The 21,698-nt window shown below is 45.6% G+C and carries 15 protein-coding genes and 1 tRNA gene; 9 read left to right on the top strand and 7 right to left on the bottom strand.

All coding sequences use genetic code 11. The annotated features are described in order from the left end of the window. The first annotated feature begins 8 nt into the window (after positions 1-8). On the top strand, positions 9-929 hold the full coding sequence (ctlX, locus tag V6M43_RS17840; protein WP_332737667.1) for a citrulline utilization hydrolase CtlX: 921 nt from the start codon (positions 9-11) through the stop codon (positions 927-929). On the opposite strand, the gene V6M43_RS17835 is transcribed toward ctlX, so the two are convergent. Together V6M43_RS17835 and V6M43_RS17830 are read right to left on the bottom strand one after the other, a co-directional pair. Further along, positions 918-1,805, bottom strand: a complete 888-nt coding sequence (locus V6M43_RS17835; protein ID WP_332737665.1) for an SDR family oxidoreductase — start codon at positions 1,803-1,805, stop codon at positions 918-920. The two genes, ctlX and V6M43_RS17835, sit on opposite strands and share 12 nt — an antisense overlap. After that, positions 1,805-3,928 carry a prolyl oligopeptidase family serine peptidase gene (locus V6M43_RS17830; RefSeq protein WP_332737663.1) on the bottom strand — a complete coding sequence of 708 codons (2,124 nt, stop codon included), beginning with the start codon at positions 3,926-3,928 and terminating at the stop codon, positions 1,805-1,807. Before V6M43_RS17830 ends, V6M43_RS17835 begins: the two co-directional genes overlap by 1 nt. Positions 3,929-4,096: 168 nt before the next feature. Between V6M43_RS17830 and pfkA the strand changes: the two genes are divergently transcribed. Both pfkA and pyk read left to right on the top strand, forming a co-directional pair. Beyond that, a complete protein-coding gene (gene pfkA / locus V6M43_RS17825; protein WP_332737661.1) occupies positions 4,097-5,083 on the top strand; it encodes a 6-phosphofructokinase in 987 nt (328 codons plus the stop codon). A gap of 33 nt (positions 5,084-5,116) precedes the next feature. Beyond that, positions 5,117-6,607, top strand: coding sequence for a pyruvate kinase (gene pyk / locus V6M43_RS17820; protein ID WP_332737659.1), 1,491 nt, complete (start codon positions 5,117-5,119; stop codon positions 6,605-6,607). An 86-nt stretch (positions 6,608-6,693) separates the two neighbouring features. On the opposite strand, the gene V6M43_RS17815 is transcribed toward pyk, so the two are convergent. Continuing rightward, positions 6,694-7,431 (bottom strand): copper homeostasis protein CutC, encoded by a 738-nt coding sequence (locus V6M43_RS17815; protein WP_332737657.1) that lies wholly within the window; start codon positions 7,429-7,431, stop codon positions 6,694-6,696. An 18-nt stretch (positions 7,432-7,449) separates the two neighbouring features. After that, a complete protein-coding gene (locus tag V6M43_RS17810; protein WP_332737656.1) occupies positions 7,450-8,484 on the bottom strand; it encodes a N(4)-(beta-N-acetylglucosaminyl)-L-asparaginase in 1,035 nt (344 codons plus the stop codon). A 90-nt stretch (positions 8,485-8,574) separates the two neighbouring features. Between V6M43_RS17810 and V6M43_RS17805 the strand changes: the two genes are divergently transcribed. The 4 genes from V6M43_RS17805 to V6M43_RS17790 all read left to right on the top strand — a co-directional run bounded on the left by V6M43_RS17805 (position 8,575) and on the right by V6M43_RS17790 (position 14,992). Then, on the top strand, positions 8,575-10,458 hold the full coding sequence (locus V6M43_RS17805; RefSeq protein ID WP_332737654.1) for a CocE/NonD family hydrolase: 1,884 nt from the start codon (positions 8,575-8,577) through the stop codon (positions 10,456-10,458). Between the two features lie 78 nt (positions 10,459-10,536). Further along, positions 10,537-12,879: a glycoside hydrolase family 20 protein gene (locus tag V6M43_RS17800; RefSeq protein WP_332737652.1), complete on the top strand. Its 2,343-nt coding sequence runs from the start codon at positions 10,537-10,539 to the stop codon at positions 12,877-12,879. Positions 12,880-12,888: 9 nt separating this feature from the next. After that, positions 12,889-14,838: a glucosamine-6-phosphate deaminase gene (nagB, locus tag V6M43_RS17795; protein ID WP_332737825.1), complete on the top strand. Its 1,950-nt coding sequence runs from the start codon at positions 12,889-12,891 to the stop codon at positions 14,836-14,838. 80 nt (positions 14,839-14,918) lie between these two features. Then, a tRNA-Arg gene (locus V6M43_RS17790) sits at positions 14,919-14,992 on the top strand. A gap of 66 nt (positions 14,993-15,058) precedes the next feature. Here the strand turns inward: V6M43_RS17790 and V6M43_RS17785 are convergent. The 3 genes from V6M43_RS17785 to V6M43_RS17775 all read right to left on the bottom strand — a co-directional run bounded on the left by V6M43_RS17785 (position 15,059) and on the right by V6M43_RS17775 (position 17,365). Next, positions 15,059-15,589, bottom strand: a complete 531-nt coding sequence (locus V6M43_RS17785) for a DinB family protein (RefSeq protein ID WP_332737650.1) — start codon at positions 15,587-15,589, stop codon at positions 15,059-15,061. 98 nt (positions 15,590-15,687) lie between these two features. Further along, the gene (locus tag V6M43_RS17780; RefSeq protein WP_332737648.1) at positions 15,688-16,407 is read right to left on the bottom strand and encodes a hypothetical protein; all 720 of its coding nucleotides are present in this window, start codon (positions 16,405-16,407) and stop codon (positions 15,688-15,690) included. Positions 16,408-16,531: 124 nt separating this feature from the next. Beyond that, the gene (locus V6M43_RS17775) at positions 16,532-17,365 is read right to left on the bottom strand and encodes a glycoside hydrolase family 16 protein (protein WP_332737646.1); all 834 of its coding nucleotides are present in this window, start codon (positions 17,363-17,365) and stop codon (positions 16,532-16,534) included. Positions 17,366-17,497: 132 nt separating this feature from the next. Here V6M43_RS17775 and V6M43_RS17770 point away from each other — a divergent pair, with 132 nt between their 5' ends. Together V6M43_RS17770 and V6M43_RS17765 are read left to right on the top strand one after the other, a co-directional pair. Next, entirely contained in the window at positions 17,498-18,559 is a 1,062-nt protein-coding gene (locus V6M43_RS17770; RefSeq protein ID WP_332737644.1) for an efflux RND transporter periplasmic adaptor subunit, read from the top strand. Between the two features lie 17 nt (positions 18,560-18,576). Next, complete coding sequence (locus V6M43_RS17765) at positions 18,577-21,681, top strand: efflux RND transporter permease subunit (protein WP_332737642.1); 3,105 nt, start codon at positions 18,577-18,579, stop codon at positions 21,679-21,681. Positions 21,682-21,698 lie beyond the last annotated feature (17 nt).

The following is a 21,698-nucleotide window of genomic DNA, read 5'->3' as shown; positions in this document are numbered from 1 at the left end:
ATAATACCATGCAAACCACTTCCCATATAATGATGATAAGGCCGGTGAATTTCAGCTTCAATGCCGAAACGGCCGTGAACAATGCTTTCCAGGTAGCCACCGAGTCTGATGATGCACAGGATAAAGCTGCCGCAGAATTCGATGGATTTGTGAGCAAACTGCAGCAAAATGGCATAGACGTTACCGTTATACATGATACACCAGAGCCCTATACACCCGATTCAATTTTTCCAAACAACTGGGTAAGCTTTCATGATGATGGAACCGTTGTATTATACCCCATGTTTGCCGTCAACCGCCGCGCTGAAAGAAAGCCGCAGGTACTGGAAAATATTTTCGGCAAGTTTGATCATAGCCAGTTGATCGACTGGAGCAAAGAAGAAGCATCAAACCGTTTCCTGGAAGGCACAGGTAGCATGGTGCTCGACAGAGAGAATAAGATCTGTTATGCCTGCCTCTCACCCCGCACCAGCCAGCAATTGGTTGACAAGTTCTGTCAGCAATTCGGATATACTGCCGTCACCTTTTTCTCCCGTGATCAGCAGGGTCGCGAGATCTACCATACCAATGTTATGATGTGCGTTGCAGATCAATATGTGGTCATTTGCCTTGACTCCATCACCGATGAGGCAGAAAGAAAAATGGTGTCTGAAAAGATCACGCAGAGTGGCAAAAAGATCATAGAGATATCTATAGAACAGATGAATTCTTTCGCTGGAAATATGCTTCAGGTGAATAACAGGGATGGGAAGAAATTCCTTGTCATGAGCTCACAAGCATATCATTCCCTTTCAGCAAACCAGCAACAGGAACTCGAATCTTTTAACCCTATCATACATTCTGATATCACCACCATTGAAACCAATGGCGGTGGCAGTGCGAGATGTATGATGGCGGAGGTTTTCCTTCCCCCTAAATCATTGTCTTAAATATTCAAACGATTCATCAATGGACCTGGGCGCAAAACCCAGTTCCATTGATGCTTTCTCAATATTGAACCCGGTTAATAATGGTCGCCTTCCTGGCTGACTGAAATTGTCAGCGGTAACTTTCTCCAGCAATCCACTATCCAATCCGTATGCTTCTGCCAGCTTCAATGCAAATCGGTATGGTGTAAGCTGGTCCTTGCCCGACAAATGCCAGATCCCCTCTTTCTGCTGTTCTACCAGCAAGAGTATTCCATTCACCAGATCATCAACTAGTGTTGGGGTTCGCCACTGGTCATCCACCACTTTTATAGCCTTTCCGACTTCAAGACTTTCCCTGATCCAGCTATAAAGATTTGCCCTTCCCCCTTCTGGTTTTGCACCATATACTAAACAGGTGCGCACAATGGCCCATGGTATGGTAGATGTTTGTACCACCGCTTCTGCTTCCACTTTTGTTTGCCCATACCAACTGATCGGATTAACATCATCTTCTTCACTATACATTCCCCGCTCGCCATCAAATACAAAATCAGTGGAAAGAAAAATAAAGTAGCTGCTGAATTCTTCCGCGTCCAATAATAATCTGGCAGTTGCCTCCACATTCAGTGAATGCGCTTCCTTCTGCCTTTGCTCACATTCATCCACCTGCGTCATCGCTGCTCCATGAATAACCAATTCAGGCTTCTCCGCTTCAATAATAACGCGAAGCTGAAATGGATGGGTTATATCAGCATCATACCATCTCAATAAATTATGCTCAAAGCCTAACCTTGATGGCCCTATACCGGTAGCTATCACCTCATGGCCGGCAAGCGCCAATGCTTTCACCAAAACCCTTCCCACCAGGCCATTGGCCCCTGTCACCAATACTTTCATTAGTTGAATGTTGGAGTGAGACCCATATGATAAAAAGCAAATGACATCAGGTCGGCATATAGCTCAATGGATTTACTGAGGTTACTCGCTCCATGTCCTGAATTGGTATCTATCCTGATGATCACCGGGTTCTCTCCTTTGTATTTTTCCTGAAGGGTGGCTGCATACTTAAATGAATGTGCCGGCACTACCCTGTCGTCATGATCCGCAGTTGTAATAATGGTAGGTGGATAGGCAATCCCTTCCCTGATATTATGTATGGGAGAATATTTATAGAGGAAGGGAAAATGTTCCGGCTTCTCACTGCTGCCATATTCAGCGATCCAGTTCCAGCCAATTGTAAATTTCTGATAACGCAGCATATCCATCACACCAACCTGCGGAATAGCAACACCGAAAAGATCAGGACGCTGGTTGATAACAGCACCTATCAGCAGTCCGCCATTGGACCCTCCCTGTATAGCAAGTTTTTTCGGATTGGTATATTTCTGACTCACCAGGTATTCTGCTGCAGCAATAAAATCATCAAACACATTTTGCTTCTTCTCAAGCATACCTGCTTCATGCCATTTTTCACCGAGTTCTGCTCCACCTCTTAGATTAGCAACAGCATACACACCGCCCTGCTCAAGCCAGGTTAAATTCACCGCGCTGAAACCAGGTGTCATACTAATATTGAATCCACCATAAGCATATAGCAAAACAGGGTTTTCTCCATTCAATTCAATTCCCTTTTTATGGGTGATGAACATAGGAACCCTTGTACCATCTTTTGAGGGATAAAATACCTGTTTTGTTTCGTAGGCCTTAGGATCATAGGATGGTATGGTTGGCGCCTTAAAAACGGATGATTTTTCTGTGGCGATATCATACCTGAAAATGGTGGGTGGATAAGTATAGGAGCTGAAGGTGTAGAACAATTCCTTATCATCCATATTGCCATCAAAACCACTAACACTGCCTATGCCCGGCAGATTCACTTCTCCTTCCGGCGTACCATCACTATTCACGATATAAATATGTGAACTTATATTCTCCAGGTAGTTCAGAAATAATTTTCCACCGCCACTTCCCGCACCCTGCATAGGATAATTGCGCTCTTCTACAAATGGCTCCCATGCTGCCATATCAGGATTCTTTGCATTGGCCACCACCAGTTTATAATTGGGCGCCTTATCATTTGTGCGAAGGATGATACGATCATTAAAATTATCTACCCATGAATATAGATATTGACCGGGTTCTTTCACCAATGGTTTCCAATTCTTATCAGCAGATTTGCTATCCTTTATCCAGAGTGCATTACCCTGAAATCCCTTGCCCCTGTCGCTGATATTCAGTATCAGAAATCTTTCATCTTCACTGGTTGAGGCTATATGAAATCTTTGTGGATTGGAAGCGTCTTCATAGATCAGTTGATCTGCTTTCTGTGAAGTTCCTATCTTATGATAATATACCTGGTGATTCTCATTCTTGGTACTTAGTTCTTTCCCTTTTTCAGTGGCTGGATATCGGCTATAATAAAATCCGTTACCCTGCCAGGCTATTCCGGAAACCTTTACCCACTCAAGCTGATCTGCCAGGTCCTTGCCCGTCTGCAGGTCGCGCACACGGTAACTCTGCCAGTCTGACCCTCCCTTTGATAATGCATAAACAGCATAGCGGCCATTTTTTGATAGTGAGAAACTGGTCATCCTCGTTGTTCCATCAGCAGAGAGTTTATTGGGATCTATCACAAGTTGCTCAGCACCCGTTAATCCCTTGCGGCGATATAATACAGATTGATTCTGCAGTCCATTATTGCGATAATAATAATAATATTCACCCTTTCTGTTTGGCGCGGTCGTCTTCTCATAATTGCTGACCTCCAGCATTCTTTTTTTCCAGTTTTCGCGGAAGCTGATTTTTTCAAGATGGGAGAAGGTCACTTTATTCTGCTCTTTCACCCATGCCCTGGTTTCTTCACTGTTATCATCTTCGAGCCAGCGGTAAGGATCCTCAACCGCAGTGCCATGATAATCTTCTTTTGTATCGGTTTTTCTTGTTTCGGGATAAGTGAGCTGTGCAAGTCCATCCAAACTAACAAGTGTAAGTAGAACAATAATGATATTTTTTGATCGCATATTGCTTTTTTTTGAAAATGTACCCCTGCAAAATACAACAGCTCACCTGTTCTCCCGCATAATCATGGCAAATCCTTATTTTTGGCGCGCCTAAGCAAAATATTGCCGGCTCCAGCGAACCTTGCCACGCTAACTTTATGACTAACCAAAACAAATTAATTTAATTCAATGAACGATAGAAAGGTCACAAAAATCGGGGTACTGACCTCTGGCGGTGACTCACCCGGAATGAATGCTGCGGTTCGGGCAGTGGTGCGTACCGGGCTTTACCATGGATTAGAAGTGTATGGAATCATCAGGGGTTATGCCGGCATGGTAGAAGATGATATTTACCAGATGGAATCAAGATCGGTTGCCAATATTATCCAACGCGGTGGCACCATACTTAAAACAGCCAGGTGTAAAGAATTTTTTGAATACGAGGGAAGGAAGAAAGCCTATGAGAACCTCAAGAAGAGAGGGATCAACGGGCTCGTCATAATAGGTGGCGACGGATCCTTTAACGGCGCACTGAAATTCAGCCAGGAATTTGATATCCCCTGTATCGGACTTCCGGGTACTATCGACAAAGATATTTCAGGTACAGATTTCACCATCGGGTTCGACACGGCGGTTAATACTGCTGTTGAAGCAATCGATAAGATCCGGGATACTGCAGATGCGCACGACAGGCTTTTTATTATTGAAGTGATGGGTCGCGATGCTGGATATATTGCCCTGCATAGCGGCATCGCAACCGGCGCTGAACATATTCTTATTCCGGAGCGTAAAACCGATATCAACAGCGTTCTCGACAGCCTGCTGGAAAAAGAAAAACGCAAAAAGCTCGTAAACCTTATTGTAGTTGCTGAAGGCGATGAATTTGGCGGTGCAGAAGAGGTTGCCAAACACGTTAAAGCAAGATTACCTAAAGTAGATACCAGGGTTTGTATCCTCGGTCATATTCAAAGGGGTGGATCACCAACCTGTCTCGACCGACTGATCGCCAGCAGGATGGGATACCATGCCGTGGAGTCACTCATGAATGGCCGCCACAACGTTATGGTAGGTATCCAGAATAATAAGATGCATTATACTCCGCTGGAAAATGCGGTTAAAGCAAAGCAGAAAATAAATGAGGAATGGATGAAGATCGTGAAGATCCTCGCCTCCTGATGAACAAGCATTCAAGCAACGAAACCAAAACATATGTCTAAACACGCTTCCAAATACCTGCACCAGCAGATGGATAAAGAAGCAGGTCGCCAACACGCTTTTAAAAGAACTAAGATCGTAGCAACTGTTGGTCCCGCCTGTGATAAATACGAACAACTACTGGCACTGGTAAAAGCTGGCGTCAATGTATTCCGTCTGAATTTTTCCCATGGCTCACATGAGGACAAACTGATGATCATTGACCATATCCGCAATATCAATTCTACCGAGCCTTATAATATTGCTATCCTCGGCGACCTGCAGGGCCCTAAGCTCCGCGTTGGCGAAATTGAACATAACAGCCTCATGGTAACAGAAGGTGATATCCTCACTTTCACCAATACAAAATGTATTGGCACCATGGAAAAGATCTATGTAAGCTATCCTAACCTGCATGCAGATGTGGTAGTGGGAAACAGGATCTTTATTGATGATGGTAAAATTGAAGTGGAAGTAGTTGAGATCACCCCAACCAATGATGTAAAGGTGATGGTTACACTCGGAGGAAAGATCTCTTCCAAGAAAGGAATCAATCTTCCTGATACCAAAATATCTCTTCCTGCCCTAACCGAAAAAGACCTGGCTGACCTCGACTTCATCATCGAGCAAAAACTTGATTGGGTTGCGCTTTCTTTCGTGAAGCGTGTTGAAGACCTTCGTGATCTTCGCGCCATCCTCGATAAGAATGAAAGCAAAACCAAGGTCATTTCCAAAATCGAGATGCCTGAAGCTATAACCAACCTGAGGGATATCATTCTTGAAAGTGATGGCGTGATGATTGCGCGTGGCGACCTTGGTATTGAGATCCCCATGGAGCAGGTTCCCCTCATTCAGAAAGATATCATCCGCAAATGTATGCACCGTGCCAAGCCGGTTATCGTTGCAACGCAGATGATGGAAAGTATGATCGACCGCGTGAAGCCCAACCGTAGCGAGGTGACTGATGTTGCCAATGCTGTTATGGAAGGCGCTGACGCAGTGATGCTGAGTGGTGAAACTGCTACGGGTCAGCATCCCGTGCTGGTAATTGAAACCATGAGTAAGATCATCGGCGAAATTGAGAACAAAGCGTATAATTATAACCGTGAGGATGACCTCACGCCTCAGCCACACTCACCATCATTCCTGAGTGATGCTATATGTTACAATGCCTGTAAGATCGCGAAGGATGTTAACTCTGATGCACTGATAGGTATGACCCAGAGTGGTTATACCGGTTTCATGCTATCCAGTTACCGTCCCCGTTCACCGCTTTATATCTTCACCAAGGAAAGGACCCTCGTAAACCAGCTCAGCCTGAGCTGGGGAGTACGTGCATTTTTCTATAATGAAGAAGAAAGTCTGGATGATATTATCTCCGACCAGATCGAGATCCTGAAGAGCCGCGGCTTCATCAATGCCGGCGATGTTGTAGTAAGTACAGGTAGTACGCCAGTGCGTGAGCATTTGCCTACCAACGTGCTGAAGATCACGACAGTGAGATAGAGAGATGGAGGGATGGAGAGATGGAAAAGGCTGCCAGCATTCTGGCAGCCTTTATCATTATGTGAACCCAAATCTTAACTCAAATCTTACCTCTTACCTCTTACCTCACATCTTACCTCCCACATCTTCCTAATCTCCTCCCCATCCACCGTCCACTGCTCCATGTGTTCCGTCATAAGTTCATTATGCCAGAGCATCGTTGTTTGCTTCAGGGTGCGGGCAGAGCTGTGAAACTCGCGGAGACCGGTTGCGGCGGCAATGGCCGCAATATTTGTTGAGCGTATGCCCGAGCCCGGTAGTATTATGATACGGTCGTCGGCTGCTTTGATCCATTCCTGCAGTTGTGGGATGCCCTGCTCCACTGTATCACGCCCCCCTGAGGTAAGGATTCTGTTGCAGCCAGCCTCTATCACCAGCTCAAGCGATTCAAGCGGATCCTTCACCCTGTCGAATGCACGGTGAAAAGTTACTTCCATCGGGTAGGCCAGTTCCACCATGGCGGCGATCTTTGGAAAATCAATGGCCCCTTCCCTGGTGAGCATGCCAATCACCACACCTTCCATACCGGTTTCTTTTGCAAGCCTGATATCGGAAAGCATGATCGCATATTCCTCTTCGTTATAATGGAAATCTCCTCCCCTCGGCCTGATGATAGGGAATATAGGAATTGTTACCGCTTCCCTCGCTGCCTTCATCATTCCATACGAAACAGTAGTGCCTCCTTCAAGTGGATTGGCACAGAGTTCTATCCTTCCACCTCCTGCTTCTTCTATGATCTTGCAACTTTCAATATTGAAAGCAATCACCTCAAGTAAATAATCCATTGTAAGTGCTTGAAATGATCAGATTAAGAATTTTGCATTTTTTGTATAAGGCCCACTCTCCGTATGCACAGCATAGTTAAAGCCATCAATCAGTGAATAAGCGCCAACTTCTCCCTGTTTGTTGATAGCAATAAATCCGGCCTGTATCTCTTTTGCTTTCTGCAGGCCATTGCGCTTTACAATACGCTCCACTGCTTTCTTACAGGCTTCCTCAGGTGAATGCCCCACTCGCATCATCTCTACTATTGTATGTGAACCACAGATCCTGACAATTTCTTCTCCCACTCCTGTTGCCGTTGCTGCTCCTACCTCGTTGTCTACAAATAATCCGGCACCAATTATGGGTGAGTCGCCCACCCTTCCATTCATCTTGAAAGCCATCCCACTGGTGGAACAGGCGCCGCTAAGATTACCATTGCTATCGAGGGCAAGCATACCGATGGTATCATGGTCATGCTGTTGACCTGGCTTTTTCTTGTTCTTTTTATTTCTTTCTTCCAGGTGCTCAACTGTGATCATCGGATCATACTTGGAGGTCTTCAACCAGTTCCGCCAGGCTTTCTCCGCTTCCGGCGTCAGCAGGTTGGTCTTGCTGAAACCCTGCTCCAGCGCAAACTTCAGGGCGCCTTCACCAACCAGTTGTACATGCGGTGTTTTCTCCATCACCAGCCTGGCAACAGAAACAGGATGCAATATATGTTCAAGGCACATCACGGCACCACAATTACCAAACTCATCCATCACACAGCTGTCCACCGTAACCTTTCCATCCCTGTCGGGGAGGCCGCCATACCCTACACTCTGGTCGCTAGGATCAGCCTCGGTTACATGAATACCCTTTTCAAGCGCATCCAGCGCCCTTCCCTTTGCTGCCAGCACTTCCCATGCCGCCGCATTGGCCTTGGCATTCGGCGCCCAGGTGGATATCACCACCGGACCGGAAGCTTTCCCCATCTTTCCGCCAACAGGGTTAGCACGAAGCTGCTCTTTACCGATCAATACACCCAATGAACCAAGCAGCGACTGCTGCAGAAATTTTCTTCGCAATAACATGTATACAGAATTTGAATTTCAAAGTAAGGCATTTTGACCCATCAAATCAGTATTTTTAAGCCCTCATCTTTTTCAAACAATCTATTCAACATGAGAAAATCCATTTTTATTCTGTTGGCCCTATTCACAGTTTTGATTTCACAGGCACAGACACAATACACACTTGACTCTGCATGGATCCGTGATAACTATGTGAAAACAGAAACGATGATCCCTATGCGTGATGGTACTAAACTCTTCACTGCCATCTATGCGCCAAAAGACCAGTCGGAGAAACATCCCGTTCTCATGACAAGAACTCCATACTCCTGTGCGCCATATGGCGAAGACAGGTACCGCAACTTCTGGGATAACCATTGGAGATATTATATGCGGGAAGGCTATGTCATCGTACTGCAGGATGTGAGAGGAAGGTGGATGAGCGAAGGTGAATTTGTTGATGTAAGACCTTTCATCAAAGACAAAAAAGCGAAGACGGATATTGATGAAGCAAGTGACACCTATGACACTATCGACTGGCTCACAAAAAATATCGCCAATAATAATGGTCGTGTTGGAGTAATGGGAATATCCTATCCCGGATTCTATTCCACCATGGCGGCGGCAAGCGCACACCCGGCTCTCAAAGCAGTGAGCCCGCAGGCACCGGTAACAGACTGGTTTATTGGTGACGATTTCCACCACAATGGTGCCCTCGCCATCATGGATGGATTTGATTTCTATGCCGGTGGCTTCGGTTACCCACGCCCAAACCCAACTACCAAAGGCCCGGTGAATGCACTTAAGATTCCACGCAATGATAATTATAAGACTTTCCTCGAAATAGGTGCTCTTCCTAATTTCATGAAGCTTACCGGCGACAGTATTAAATTCTGGAAAGATCTCTATGCGCATCCCAACTATGATGATTTCTGGAAGGCGAGAGATGCTCGCAGGGCCATGGTGGATATCAAACCTGCCATGCTCACTGTTGGCGGAACTTTTGATGCTGAAGATGTTTTCGGTGCATGGAATCTTTACAAGGCAATAGAAAAACAAAGCAGCAATACCAATAGCAAACTGGTAATGGGGCCCTGGTTCCATGGACAGTGGAGCCGCGCCGACGGCAGCTACCTTGGCAATGTTCGCTTTGGCAGCCGAACTGCAGAATGGTACCAGAACAATATCGAGATACCCTTCTTTAATTATCACCTGAAACAACAGGGTGCTGATCCCGCCCTGGCAGAAGCCACCATTTTCTTCACCGGTGAAAATAAATGGAGGCAGTTTGAAAGCTGGCCACCAGCACCCATGAAAGAAACAGCTATCTATCTCCAGCCCAATGGCTCTCTCGCATATACAAAGCCGGCAGGCAAAGCCGCACCAAGTGAATATATAAGCGATCCCGCCAAACCTGTTCCTTATACTGAAGATGTTCATTTCAACCGCACCCGTGAGTACATGACAGATGACCAGCGTTTTGCCAGCAGAAGGCCCGATGTGCTTACATTCCAGACAGAGGTACTTGAGCAGGATCTTAGCCTGGCCGGACCATTGATCGCCGATCTCCTGGTAAGTATCAGCAGCACCGATGCCGACTTCGTTGTTAAGCTGGTGGATGTTTTCCCTGATGATTTCCGCTATGAGGGCAACCGGTCTGATGATGAATCTTACCCCATGGGGGGATACCAGATGCTGGTACGCGGTGAGATCATGCGCGGCAAATTCCGCAAGAGTTTTGAGACACCGGTGCCCTTTAAACCCAATGCCGTTGAACGCGTGAAGTTTGAACTGCCTGATGTTGCCCATACATTCAAAAAAGGACATCGCCTCATGGTACAGATCCAGAGTAGCTGGTTCCCATTGATGGATCGCAACCCTCAGCAGTTCCTGAATATCTATGAAGCTAAAGACAGCGATTTCAAAAAGGCTACCATCCGCATTCATCACGATGCCACCAATTCATCGGCCATCTTATTACCTGTAGTTAAATAAGAATGCATAAAAGATAATTTTGAGACCGGTTTACTAAAAAGCCGGTCTTTATTTTTGCACCCGGATCAAACAATTAACATGATGAAAATCTACGCTTGCCTGCTGGCACTGGCTATAACCCTGGCCAACAGCCTCTCCGCTCAAAACTATAGTATCGTTCCCGAGCCCGTTTCCTTTACCGTTTCTAAGACCGCCGGATCATTCACGGTGAATTCTTCCACTAAGATCAATAATATGGGAAGCGGACTCGAACATTCCGCAAATTTCCTGGCAGCTTATGTTCAGAAACTCTATGGCACAAAACTCGACACCATCAGAGGGGGAAATATTGCTGATATCACGCTCTATAACTTATTTAATAAAGAACCCCGAGCTGGCGCATACGAACTGCAGGTGAACAGCAAAGGCATCTTCATTGGTGGCGATGATGCAGAAGGTGTTTTTCATGGCGTACAAACACTCCTGCAGTTACTGGCACAGAATAAGAAGGACGCTGCTTTCGCACTTCCCTTCATGACCATCCGCGATTACCCACGCTTTGCCTATCGCTCTATGCACCTCGATGAAGGAAGACATTTCTTCGGGATGGATTTCGTGAAGAAATATATTGATTATCTCGCCATGCACAAGATGAACTATTTCCACTGGCATCTTACCGAAGACCAGGGCTGGCGTATCGAGATAAAAAAATATCCTCGTCTCACTGAAGTTGGTGGATTCCGTAATGGTACTATCATTGGCCGCTATCCCGGCACTGGTAATGATAACCTGCGCTATGGCGGTTTCTACACGCAGGACCAGATCCGTGAGATCGTTAAATATGCTGAGAGCAGGCATATCACCATCATTCCGGAAATAGAATTACCGGGTCATGCCTCCGCTGCTATAGCGGCCTATCCTGAGCTGAGCTGCTTCCCTGAAGAAGCCACCTACAAATACTTCCCCAAAGAAAGTGTATGGGCAGGTGATACAACAGGCAAACAGGTTATCCAGGGATGGGGCGTATACGATGATGTTTTTGTTCCCTCAGAAAATACATTCAAATTTCTGGAAGATGTATTTGATGAAGTGCTTGCTCTCTTCCCTTCCAAATATATTCATATTGGTGGCGATGAAAGTCCCAAGACCAACTGGAAGCGTTCAGCCTTCTGCCAGCAATTGATAAAAGAAAAGGGCCTGAAAGATGAACATGAATTGCAGAGTTATTTCATCCAGCGTGTGGAGAAATTCCTGAATGCAAAAGGAAGAACAATCATTGGATGGGATGAGATACTGGAAGGCGGTCTTGCACCCAATGCAGTCGTAATGAGTTGGCGCGGCGAAGAAGGCGGTATTGCTGCGGCAAAAGAAAACCACAAGGTTATCATGACACCCGGCAACTATGTTTATCTCGATCATTCACAAACACGCAATGAAGATTCGGTTACTTTCAGTGCATATACACCAATTGAAGAGACCTATAGCTATGATCCTCTCCCAGCCGAACTTCCCGCCGACAAGCATTCTTATATCTGGGGCGCGCAGGGTAATGTGTGGACAGAATACATGAAGAACCCATCAAAGGTGGAGTACATGATCTTCCCCCGACTCAGTGCGCTGAGTGAAGTGCTCTGGAGCCCTAAAGAAAAACGTAGCTGGGATGCTTTCGAAAAGAAAATTCCTTTCCTCATAGATCTCTACAAACTGATAGGCACCAATTACAGCAAGGCATATTTCGAAACAGCCGCCACTGTGGAACCTTCGGCTAACCATGATGGTTTGCTTGTGAAACTGGAGAGCCCCCTGGCTGAAGCAATATCTATTTATACCCACGAGATCCCCGGCACTACAACTATCCACAGAAGCAATTATAAGCAGGCATTTAAGATAAATGGCAGCAGCAAGGTTACTTACTGGACCGAACTGGATGGCAACCCAATGAGTTCTAAGGTTACCCTGGATTTCAGTGTTAATAAAGCAACTGGAAAAAAGATCAGTCTCGCAAATGCTCCTTCCAAATCATATCCCGGACAAGGTGGTGCATTCGGACTGGTAAACGGACTTCGTTCCGCAAAAGGAATGAACTCCGTTGAATGGCTTGGCTTCAATGGCGATGACCTGGATGCAACAATAGATCTTGGTAAAATAACTACCATTTCATCCGTTGAATTGCATATACTGGAATCACCCGGCAGCTGGATATATGCCCCACAGAATCTGGAGCTCCTCGTTTCAAAGGATGGGAAGAATTTTAAGAGTGTCGGAACTACGCAAACGTTTGATAAGAAGGAGCTGTCAATGGGTTCTATGACAATTAATACAGGTAAACAACAGGCACGGTATATCAGGCTGAAGGCCCGTAACCAGGGCGTTATAGCCGATGGAAAGGCAGGTGCAGGACATAAGGCATGGCTCTTCGCAGACGAGATCATTGTACGCTAATAAACAAAGATTATTACCTTCGGCTCTTACTTTCAACTCAAAAAAACCAACACTATCATGGTTGATTCATTCGAGAAGGTCCCTGTTCGGATCTTCAATGATCTCAAACAGGGATCGGCTTTTATTGCTGCTGAAATAGCCGCCACCATCAGGCAGAAGCAGGCAGAAGGTAAACCTTGCGTACTGGGTCTCGCAACCGGTTCCTCCCCCAAAACTGTTTATGCAGAACTGGTGAGGATGCATCGTAACGAAGGACTGAGCTTTAAAAATGTTGTCACTTTCAACCTCGATGAGTACTATCCCATCGACAATGATGCATTGCAGAGTTACAACCGCTACATGAAAGAGCAACTATTTGATCATGTAGATATTGATACTGCAAATATTTATATCCCCAATGGTGAATGGCCAAAGGAGGATATCAAAAAATACTGCGCCGATTATGAAGCAAAGATCGAAGCCCTTGGCGGTGTAGATGTTCAGATACTCGGTATTGGTAACAATGGTCATATCGGTTTCAACGAACCCGGCAGCAGCAGGTTTTCAAGAACAAGATTGATCACACTCGAAAATTCAACAAGGATCGCCAACTCATTTGAGTTCGCTAATATATCACAGGTGCCAAGGCTTGCAGTAACGATGGGTATTGATACCATCATGAAGGCCAAGAAAGTTTACCTGATGGCATGGGGTCCAATGAAGGCTCCTGTATTGCAGAAGGCCGTTGAAGGAGATGTTACTGAACAGATCCCGGCTTCCCTTTTGCAGCAACATCTCGATACAGTATTTGTAGTGGATGAAGCCGCTGCAGCTGAACTTACCCGCTTCAAATCACCCTGGCTTACAGGTGACACTGAATGGACTCCAAAGATGGTGAAGAAGGCTGTGGTAAGTCTTGCGCTTAAAACAGGCAAGCCTGTACTTGGACTCACCAACAGCGATTATAACGATAGTGGATTGGGCGACCTGCTGGTTGAAAAAGGAGATGCTTATGAGATCAACCTGCAGGTATTTTATATGCTCCGCGATACCATCACCGGATGGCCCGGCGGCAAGCCTAATGCAGTGATACCAGCACATCCGGAAAGATCTATCCCCTATCCAAAACGCAGCCTGATATTTTCTCCCCACCCCGATGATGATATTATCAGCATGGGCGGAACATTCATGCGACTGCACGACCAGGGCCATGAGGTGCATGTTGCCTACCAGACCAGTGGAAATATAGCCGTTACGGATGAGTTTGTAACACGCTTCCTTGATTTTGCTGTGGGCTTTGAAGAGATCTCCGGAATTGATGCCAGCAAGAGCAAAGGCATTGAAGCAGATGCAAGACAGTTTCTCGCCACCAAGAAACCAAGCGATAGTGATACAGAAACGATCAGGGCTATCAAGGGATTGATACGCCGTTGTGAAGCAAAAGCAACCTGCCGTTATGTAGGCATCAGCGATGATAATATTCATTTCCAGAACCTGCCTTTCTACGAAACAGGAAGGGTGGAGAAAAAACCCATGAGTGAAGAAGATGTTGTGATCACGATGGAGTTGTTGCGCAAGCTTAAACCTCACCAGGTTTTTTGTGCAGGCGACCTCGCCGATCCGCATGGCACGCATAAGGTTTGCCTGGATATTGTTTTTGAAAGTCTGCGTCGCATCAAAGCCGATGGTGACAGCTGGGTAGAAGATTGCTGGGTATGGTTGTATAAAGGAGCATGGCAGGAATGGAATATCGAGGAGATCGAGATGGCCATACCGATGAGTCCCGACCAGATGATGAAAAAACGTTTTGGCATTTTCATCCACCAGAGCCAGAAAGATATGGTGCCATTCCAGGGATCAGACAGCAGGGAATTCTGGCAGCGTGCAGAAGACAGAAACGGACAAACCGCCAGGCTATATGCGCAGTTGGGATTGACCCAATACGCTGGTATGGAGGCATTTGTACGCTGGCACTACTAATATTTTATAAAATAAGGGAGGCGGAAGTTTTGGAAAATTGATCCGCTTTCCCTTATCTTTGCAATCCCATTTACGGGAATGGCTCTGTAGCTCAACTGAATAGAGCATCTGACTACGGATCAGAAGGTTTCAGGTTTGAATCCTGACAGAGTCACACTAACAAAAAGAGCAGCTTCTAGCTGCTCTTTTGTATTGTTACCAGGTCATAAAAATCTTGCAACTAGAATAATTTCTCCTGCGGAGGCGTCACTTTTGCAAGGCGCAGATAAACCGTTGTTTGTCCACGATGGTGTGCCTGGTGCTCCAGCATTTTTGCCAGGGCTGAAGCTTTAGTAATCTCGAAGCGGTCGAAAAACTTCATCTTCTCATTCATCTGTGCAGCGGTAATTGACGGTAGATTTTTTATCACAAAGTCATAGCTGTCCATCACCATTTTCGTAACTGCTGCTTTTGATTTATCCTTCGCTTTTTCTGCTTCTCCAAAAGCAACCGGACTCGCTACTCCCGTAATTGCTGACATGAAACCAAAATTTGCATCGGTGATATGAAGCATTTGGTCAGCAAAAGAACGCATCTCGGGAGTGGGCTTAAGCGCATAGTCTGCATCCGACATAGCATCCAGATACTCCTTGGTATAGGCTTTTGATCTTTCCCAGTCTTTCACCATATCCTCCAGGGAAGACTGGCTCTGGGCAAAAAGAGAAATGCTTAATAAAAGGCAAACGGTTGCCATTAATTTTTTGAAAGTCATGTTTTTTGAGTTTTGGTGTTTATTACGTGAATGTCCATCCTGGTTATCACAATTATCTTACCATTTTATTTAATATCAGTTTCAGGGATCCCTCATTTCTATTTAGATCCCAGATCTGCCCTGGTAAAAAGCATTTCACCCCACTGATGGTCTACTGTTTTCCTGAATGACTCTTGCCACTTCTCGAAAGATCCTTCACCGTTTGCAGCAGTATATCTTTCAGGAAATGGTTTCCGGAATCCTGTTTGCCTTTCCTTTAAACCATCCTTATATCTGGTAACAACTATCAATTGTGGTGCACCCGATGAACTTGCTTCATACACAGCTACATTCATCTTGTCGGCCTCCCACATCTTTTTCATGGTTTTGTAATTCTCAACAATCTCACCATACATCCCGGGCTTGAAAAACACATGGTTAATGGCATATTTCTCAGAGTAATCATCTGGCTTAACGGTACTGATTTCTGGAAGGTAAACACCATAAAGAGAGGAAGTTTTTTCGGTAAGATGAATGGCAATGTTCTTGTTCCAGTCGGCCTGGTGTGCCGGACCAAGATCACCTCTTTTATCAACCTGCTCCCATGTAAGCGGCCCTTCCACTAGGCTGTATCCACCTGCATCTGGCCCCGACATGATCTCTGCAACACGCCACTTATAGTCGCCCGTGTGAAACTTTTGAGCATGGGCTGCAATGGCCTTTTCAAACTCGGCTACCTTGTCGGGCTTAGGGAATACCCGGGTAGCATTGATCACATTCTTATCCTGGCTGCTCCCATAAAAAGGAACAAGCATCAGGAGAAGGAATAACTTTCTCATGACCGAAATTTTAATGGTAATTAAATGGAGGGGTATTGTTGTTATAGGGAACCGCGAAGACTATTAAGTTAAGAAATATTCAAATATTTTCCCTAAAATATTTCGTGTATCCATTGCGCAGAAACTATCGTTTCTGATACACCCTGATATAATCCACTTCAAATCTTTTTGGAAAATCAGTATCTGCCGGGTCTCCCCCATTCATTCCACCGATGGCTAAATTAACCAGCATATAATGCGGCTGCCGGAAGGGATTGAATCCTGATCCATTCCTGTTCTCGAGTTCACTCAACGATACTTTATTCAATAAAACATCATCCATAAAAAGAGCGATATAGTCTTCCGTCCAGTCCATCCGCCAAACATGAAACTGATTGGCCCATGCTTCACCACCAAGTGAATCAACGGGAAATTTTTCATCATACCACAATGCCTTCCCATCCTTCCCCAGCAAGGCAATATTTGCGAGAACCTTACCCGTATAATATTCCATTATATCGATCTCACCATTGGCAGGCCATGGCTTCGATACACCCAGCGTCCACCACGCGGGCCATAATCCCTGGCTGATATCGATCTTAGCACGCATTTCAAAACGGCCATATAACCATTGCTTTTTGCCCCTCGTGATCATGCAGGATGAAGTATATCGGATGGAGTCCCTGTTCATCCGCCAATCGCTACTCCCCTTCGCATAATTTGGATTGGGCTTTGATTCACGCCTTGCTTCAATCACCAGAAAGCCATCTTTACAAAATGCATTTTCAGGTTGATACCATTGCAATTCCTGGTTGCGCACAAATCCTTTTTCATAACTCCAGCTGGCGCTGTCAGGTCTTCCCTCATTCATAAACTCATCAGCCCAAACCAGCTTATACTCAGCCGCAGTAGTATCTGCAGTTGTTTTTGCAGTGTCACCAAAAAGTGTAAGGAACGCAAGCAGAATTAATATACTCATGCAGGAATGATTAATGAGTGTGAATCTAACGCATTCTATTAATTATATAAATCATATCAGTAATAGTGTAATGCCCCTGGGCCGGCCTGATTCTAATTTTGATTTCAATAATCAACCATAAAACCAAGGCTCATGCAACCTATCAATTTAAAGTCAATTCTGACAGCAGGAATGCTCATCATCATCCTGTCAGCATGTTCTTCCAATGCAGCAGATAATAAAGATGCACTTCCAGCATTGCCATTATCCGCATTAGGCGTTGATGTTTTTATAGCGAGTGAAAAACCCTTGCATAAATCTGAAACAGTAGCCGGTTCTATTGTTCCCAACCGCTCTGTTGACATCATGAGTGAACTCACCAAAAAGATCAGTCTCGTGAGTTTTAAAGATGGATCCGTTGTTCGTAAGGGACAGCTCATCTACAAGCTGGATGATGCTGATATCCGTGCCAGGCTCCGGCAGTTACAGGCCGAGCTCCACCTGGCGCGGATCAATGAGAGCCGCCTGAGTGAACTACTTAAAACTGAAACTGTTCGCCGCGAAGATTATGATATTGCCTTGTCTAAACTTCAATCGCTACAGGCGGGAAAGGAGATCCTCCAGGTTGATCTTTCTAAAACAGCCATCACCGCTCCTTTTTCTGGCACTATAGGTATCTCGAAAGTGTTTATAGGCACACTCGTTCATCCGGGAATGCCATTGGTGAGTCTCCAGGAAGAAGGCATTTATAAACTTCTGTTCTCCGTATCTGAAAAATATTTGCCCCTTGTAAAGAAAGGTACAAGTATTCAATTCTCTACTGCTCTCGATAGCAGCATAATGACAGCAACTGTTGTATCTACCGAGCCATCTGTTGATATGCAATCAAGGAATATTACCGTGCAGGCCACAACCGGCAACCATGGTGGAAAATTAAAACCGGGTATGTCGGCAAAAATATATTTCAATACTGCCGGTAAAACAGGAAAAGGTATCATGATTCCTACAGAAGCATTGATGCCCGGCGCAAATGGTTACAATGTTTTTGTGGTGCACAATAGCCAGGCAAAGATCACCCCGGTAACAGTGAGTTATCGTAATGAACAGGAAGCCCTGATTGCATCGGGTTTGAACAACGGCGACACAGTTATGATCTCCAACCAGCTTCGCGCCGCCGACGGTGTTGCCGTAAAGATCATGAGCACTAAAAATTAACCTCCCAACCTTATTTTATGAGTTTACCATCTTTAAGTATAAAAAAGCCGGTACTGGCGGCAGTATTCTCGGCGCTCATCGTCATCGCCGGACTGGTAGGATGGCGTTACCTCGGCGTGAGGGAATTCCCGATGACAGAGCCTCCCGTCATCTCCGTCATAACATTTTATCCCGGTGCCAGTCCCGACGTGATCGCCTCCAAGATCACCAAACCCCTGGAAGAATCTATCTCTGAGGCCAGCGCCATCCGCACGATATCTTCTGAATCAAGAGAGCAGGTAAGCCTTATTTCCATTGAATTCAATCGTGATATTGACCTGGAAGATGCACTGAATGATGTTCGTGATAAAGTGGCCAAGTCAAAGAACCAATTGCCCGCCGATGTTGATCCTCCCATTGTGGAGAAAGCATCTTCACCCGATAACCTTGTTGCCTTCCTTGAAGTGGAAAGCGATACAAAAGACATCAAAGAAGTTAGTCACCTCGCCTCCACCGTTATTAAAGACCGCATGCAGTCCATCCCCGGCATCCAGAAAGTAGCCATAGTGGGAGAACATAAATATGCCATGCGTCTTCGCTTTGACCCGGTTAAACTGGCTGCCTACCAGCTAACGCCCGAGGATATACGAATTGCGCTGTCCAGAGAAAATATTGACCTGCCCTCCGGCAGAATAGAAGGCAATAATAATGAACTAAGTGTAAGAACACTTGGCCGACTCACTTCCGAAGAGGATTTTAATGAGATGATCATTAAACAGCATGGCAATGCCGTCATAAGGCTCAAAGACATTGGCTTTGCTGCACTCGGAGAAATGAATGAAAGAAATGCCATCATCAATGAAACAGATGGGAAAAATACAATCGGCGTTGGCGTTGCCATACAGATACAGCGCGGTGCAAATGCCATTGAAGTGGTGGATGAATTTTATAAGAGACTCGAACAACTAAAGAAAGAAATATCCTCGGAATACAGGCTGATCGTGGGATTTGATTTCACCAAACCTGTGCGCGAATCGATCAAGGAAGTGGAAGAAACTTTATTCATAGCATTTGGACTGGTAGTACTTATCATATTCCTGTTTCTGCGCGACTGGCGTTCTACAATCATCCCGGTTCTTGCCATCCCGGTTTCTATTTTGTCGGCCTTCTTCATCATGTTCATCGCCGGTTTTTCCATTAATGTATTGACGCTACTGGCGCTTGTGCTGGCCATTGGACTTGTGGTAGATGATGCTATCGTGGTGCTGGAGAATATTTATAAGAAAGTAGAGGAAGGCATGAACCCGGTTCAGGCTGCGTTTGCCGGCAGTAAAGAGATTTATTTTGCTGTCATCTCTACTACTATCACCCTTGCCGCCGTATTCATGCCCATCATTTTTATGGGTGGCATAAGCGGACAATTATTCAAAGAATTTGCCATCGTGGTGTCGGGCTCTGTACTGGTTTCGGCATTTGTTGCACTCACTCTCTCCCCAATGCTTAGCGCCTACCTGCTAAAGAAAAAGAATAAACCCAATTGGTTATACAGAAACACGGAACCACTTTTTATAAAGCTTAATAATGGATACTTAAGCCTGTTGAAATCATTCATGCGCCATCGCTGGCTGGCATGGGTATTCCTTCCTGCAACGGCTGTGCTTATCTATTTCATTGGACAGAAACTGCCATCAGAACTCGCTCCGGTTGAGGACCGTAGTAATATGAGCCTGATTGCCATCGCACCCGAGGGTGTATCCTTTGAAAAAATGAAGCAGAACATGATCAAGGTTGGTAAATATGTGGCTGATTCTACTGAAGGATTATACCAAACCTATAGCATGGTGGCCATCTCTTTTAACCCTGCCCCTGCCCCAACAAGTTTTGCCGTTCAATCTATTTACCTCAAAGATCCAAAAGAGAGAAAAACCACTATCCAGGAACTCTATAATAAATACGGGATGGCTTCCGGCAATTTCAGAAATATACTTTTATTCCCCTACCTGCCACCAACTATTGGTACCCGTTATGGAGGTGGAATGCCGGTGCAGTTTGTATTGCAGGCTCCATCACTCGACAGTATATCAGCAGTATTGCCTTCATTCCTGAATGCAGCAAGACAGAGTAAGAAATTCATGTTTGTGGATGCAGATCTTAAGATCAATAAACCTGAGATCAAGGTCAATATTGACAGGAAGAAAGCAGCCATGATGGGCGTGTCTATCCAGGAAGTGGCAAGAACCTTACAACTTTCTTTCTCCGGACAACGATACGGCTACTATTTACAGAACGACCGTCAGTATGAAGTGATCGGCCAGGTAGAAAGAACCAACCGCAATGATATCAGTGATCTTCGTGCTGTACATGTGCGCTCCGCAAATGGACAAATGATCTCCCTCGACAACCTTGTAACCATTGAGGAAGGTGTTAGTCCCGCTGCCATTTATCGCTATGATCAATATACATCCGCTACCGTATCAGCAGCACTTGCACCCGGCACAAGTCTGGAGGAAGGTATTGAAGAGATGGAACGCATTAAGGCAGAAACCCTGGGCCAACATTTCAAATCATCACTGGCCGGCCAATCGAGAGATTTCCAGGAAAGCCAGGGCAATATCAATCTGACCCTGATACTCGCCTTGCTGCTTATCTATATGATCCTTGCTGCACAGTTTGAAAGTCTGCGTGATCCACTGATCATCATGTTAACCGTTCCCATGGCGGTAACCGGTGCCCTGCTGAGTCTTTACTGGTTTAATCAAAGCCTGAATGTTTTCAGCCAGATAGGGATTATCACACTGGTTGGACTCATTACCAAGAACGGCATCTTGATCGTGGAGTTTGCCAATCACCTGAAAGAAACCGGGCTCTCGAAATTTGATGCTGCCATCCATGCTGCAGAACAACGATTCCGTCCCATCCTGATGACCTCACTGGCAATGATATTCGGTGCCCTGCCCATTGCCCTGACGCAGAACAGTCGCCAGTCGCTGGGAATCGTGATTGCAGGCGGACTCATCTTCGCAGGCATTCTTACCCTCTTTATCATTCCCGCAGTTTACTCCTACCTCTCTGCCGGAAAAAGAAAGAAAGCTGTTGAAGAAGAAATACCCGTATTGGAAACCATGCAAAAAGAAATCGCATAACCTCAAACGGAACAATC

Source organism: Flavihumibacter sp., from assembly GCF_036676075.1.
In the GTDB taxonomy this organism is placed as follows: Bacteria; Bacteroidota; Bacteroidia; order Chitinophagales; family Chitinophagaceae; genus Flavihumibacter.
This window is presented reverse-complemented; position numbering and strand designations above follow the sequence as displayed.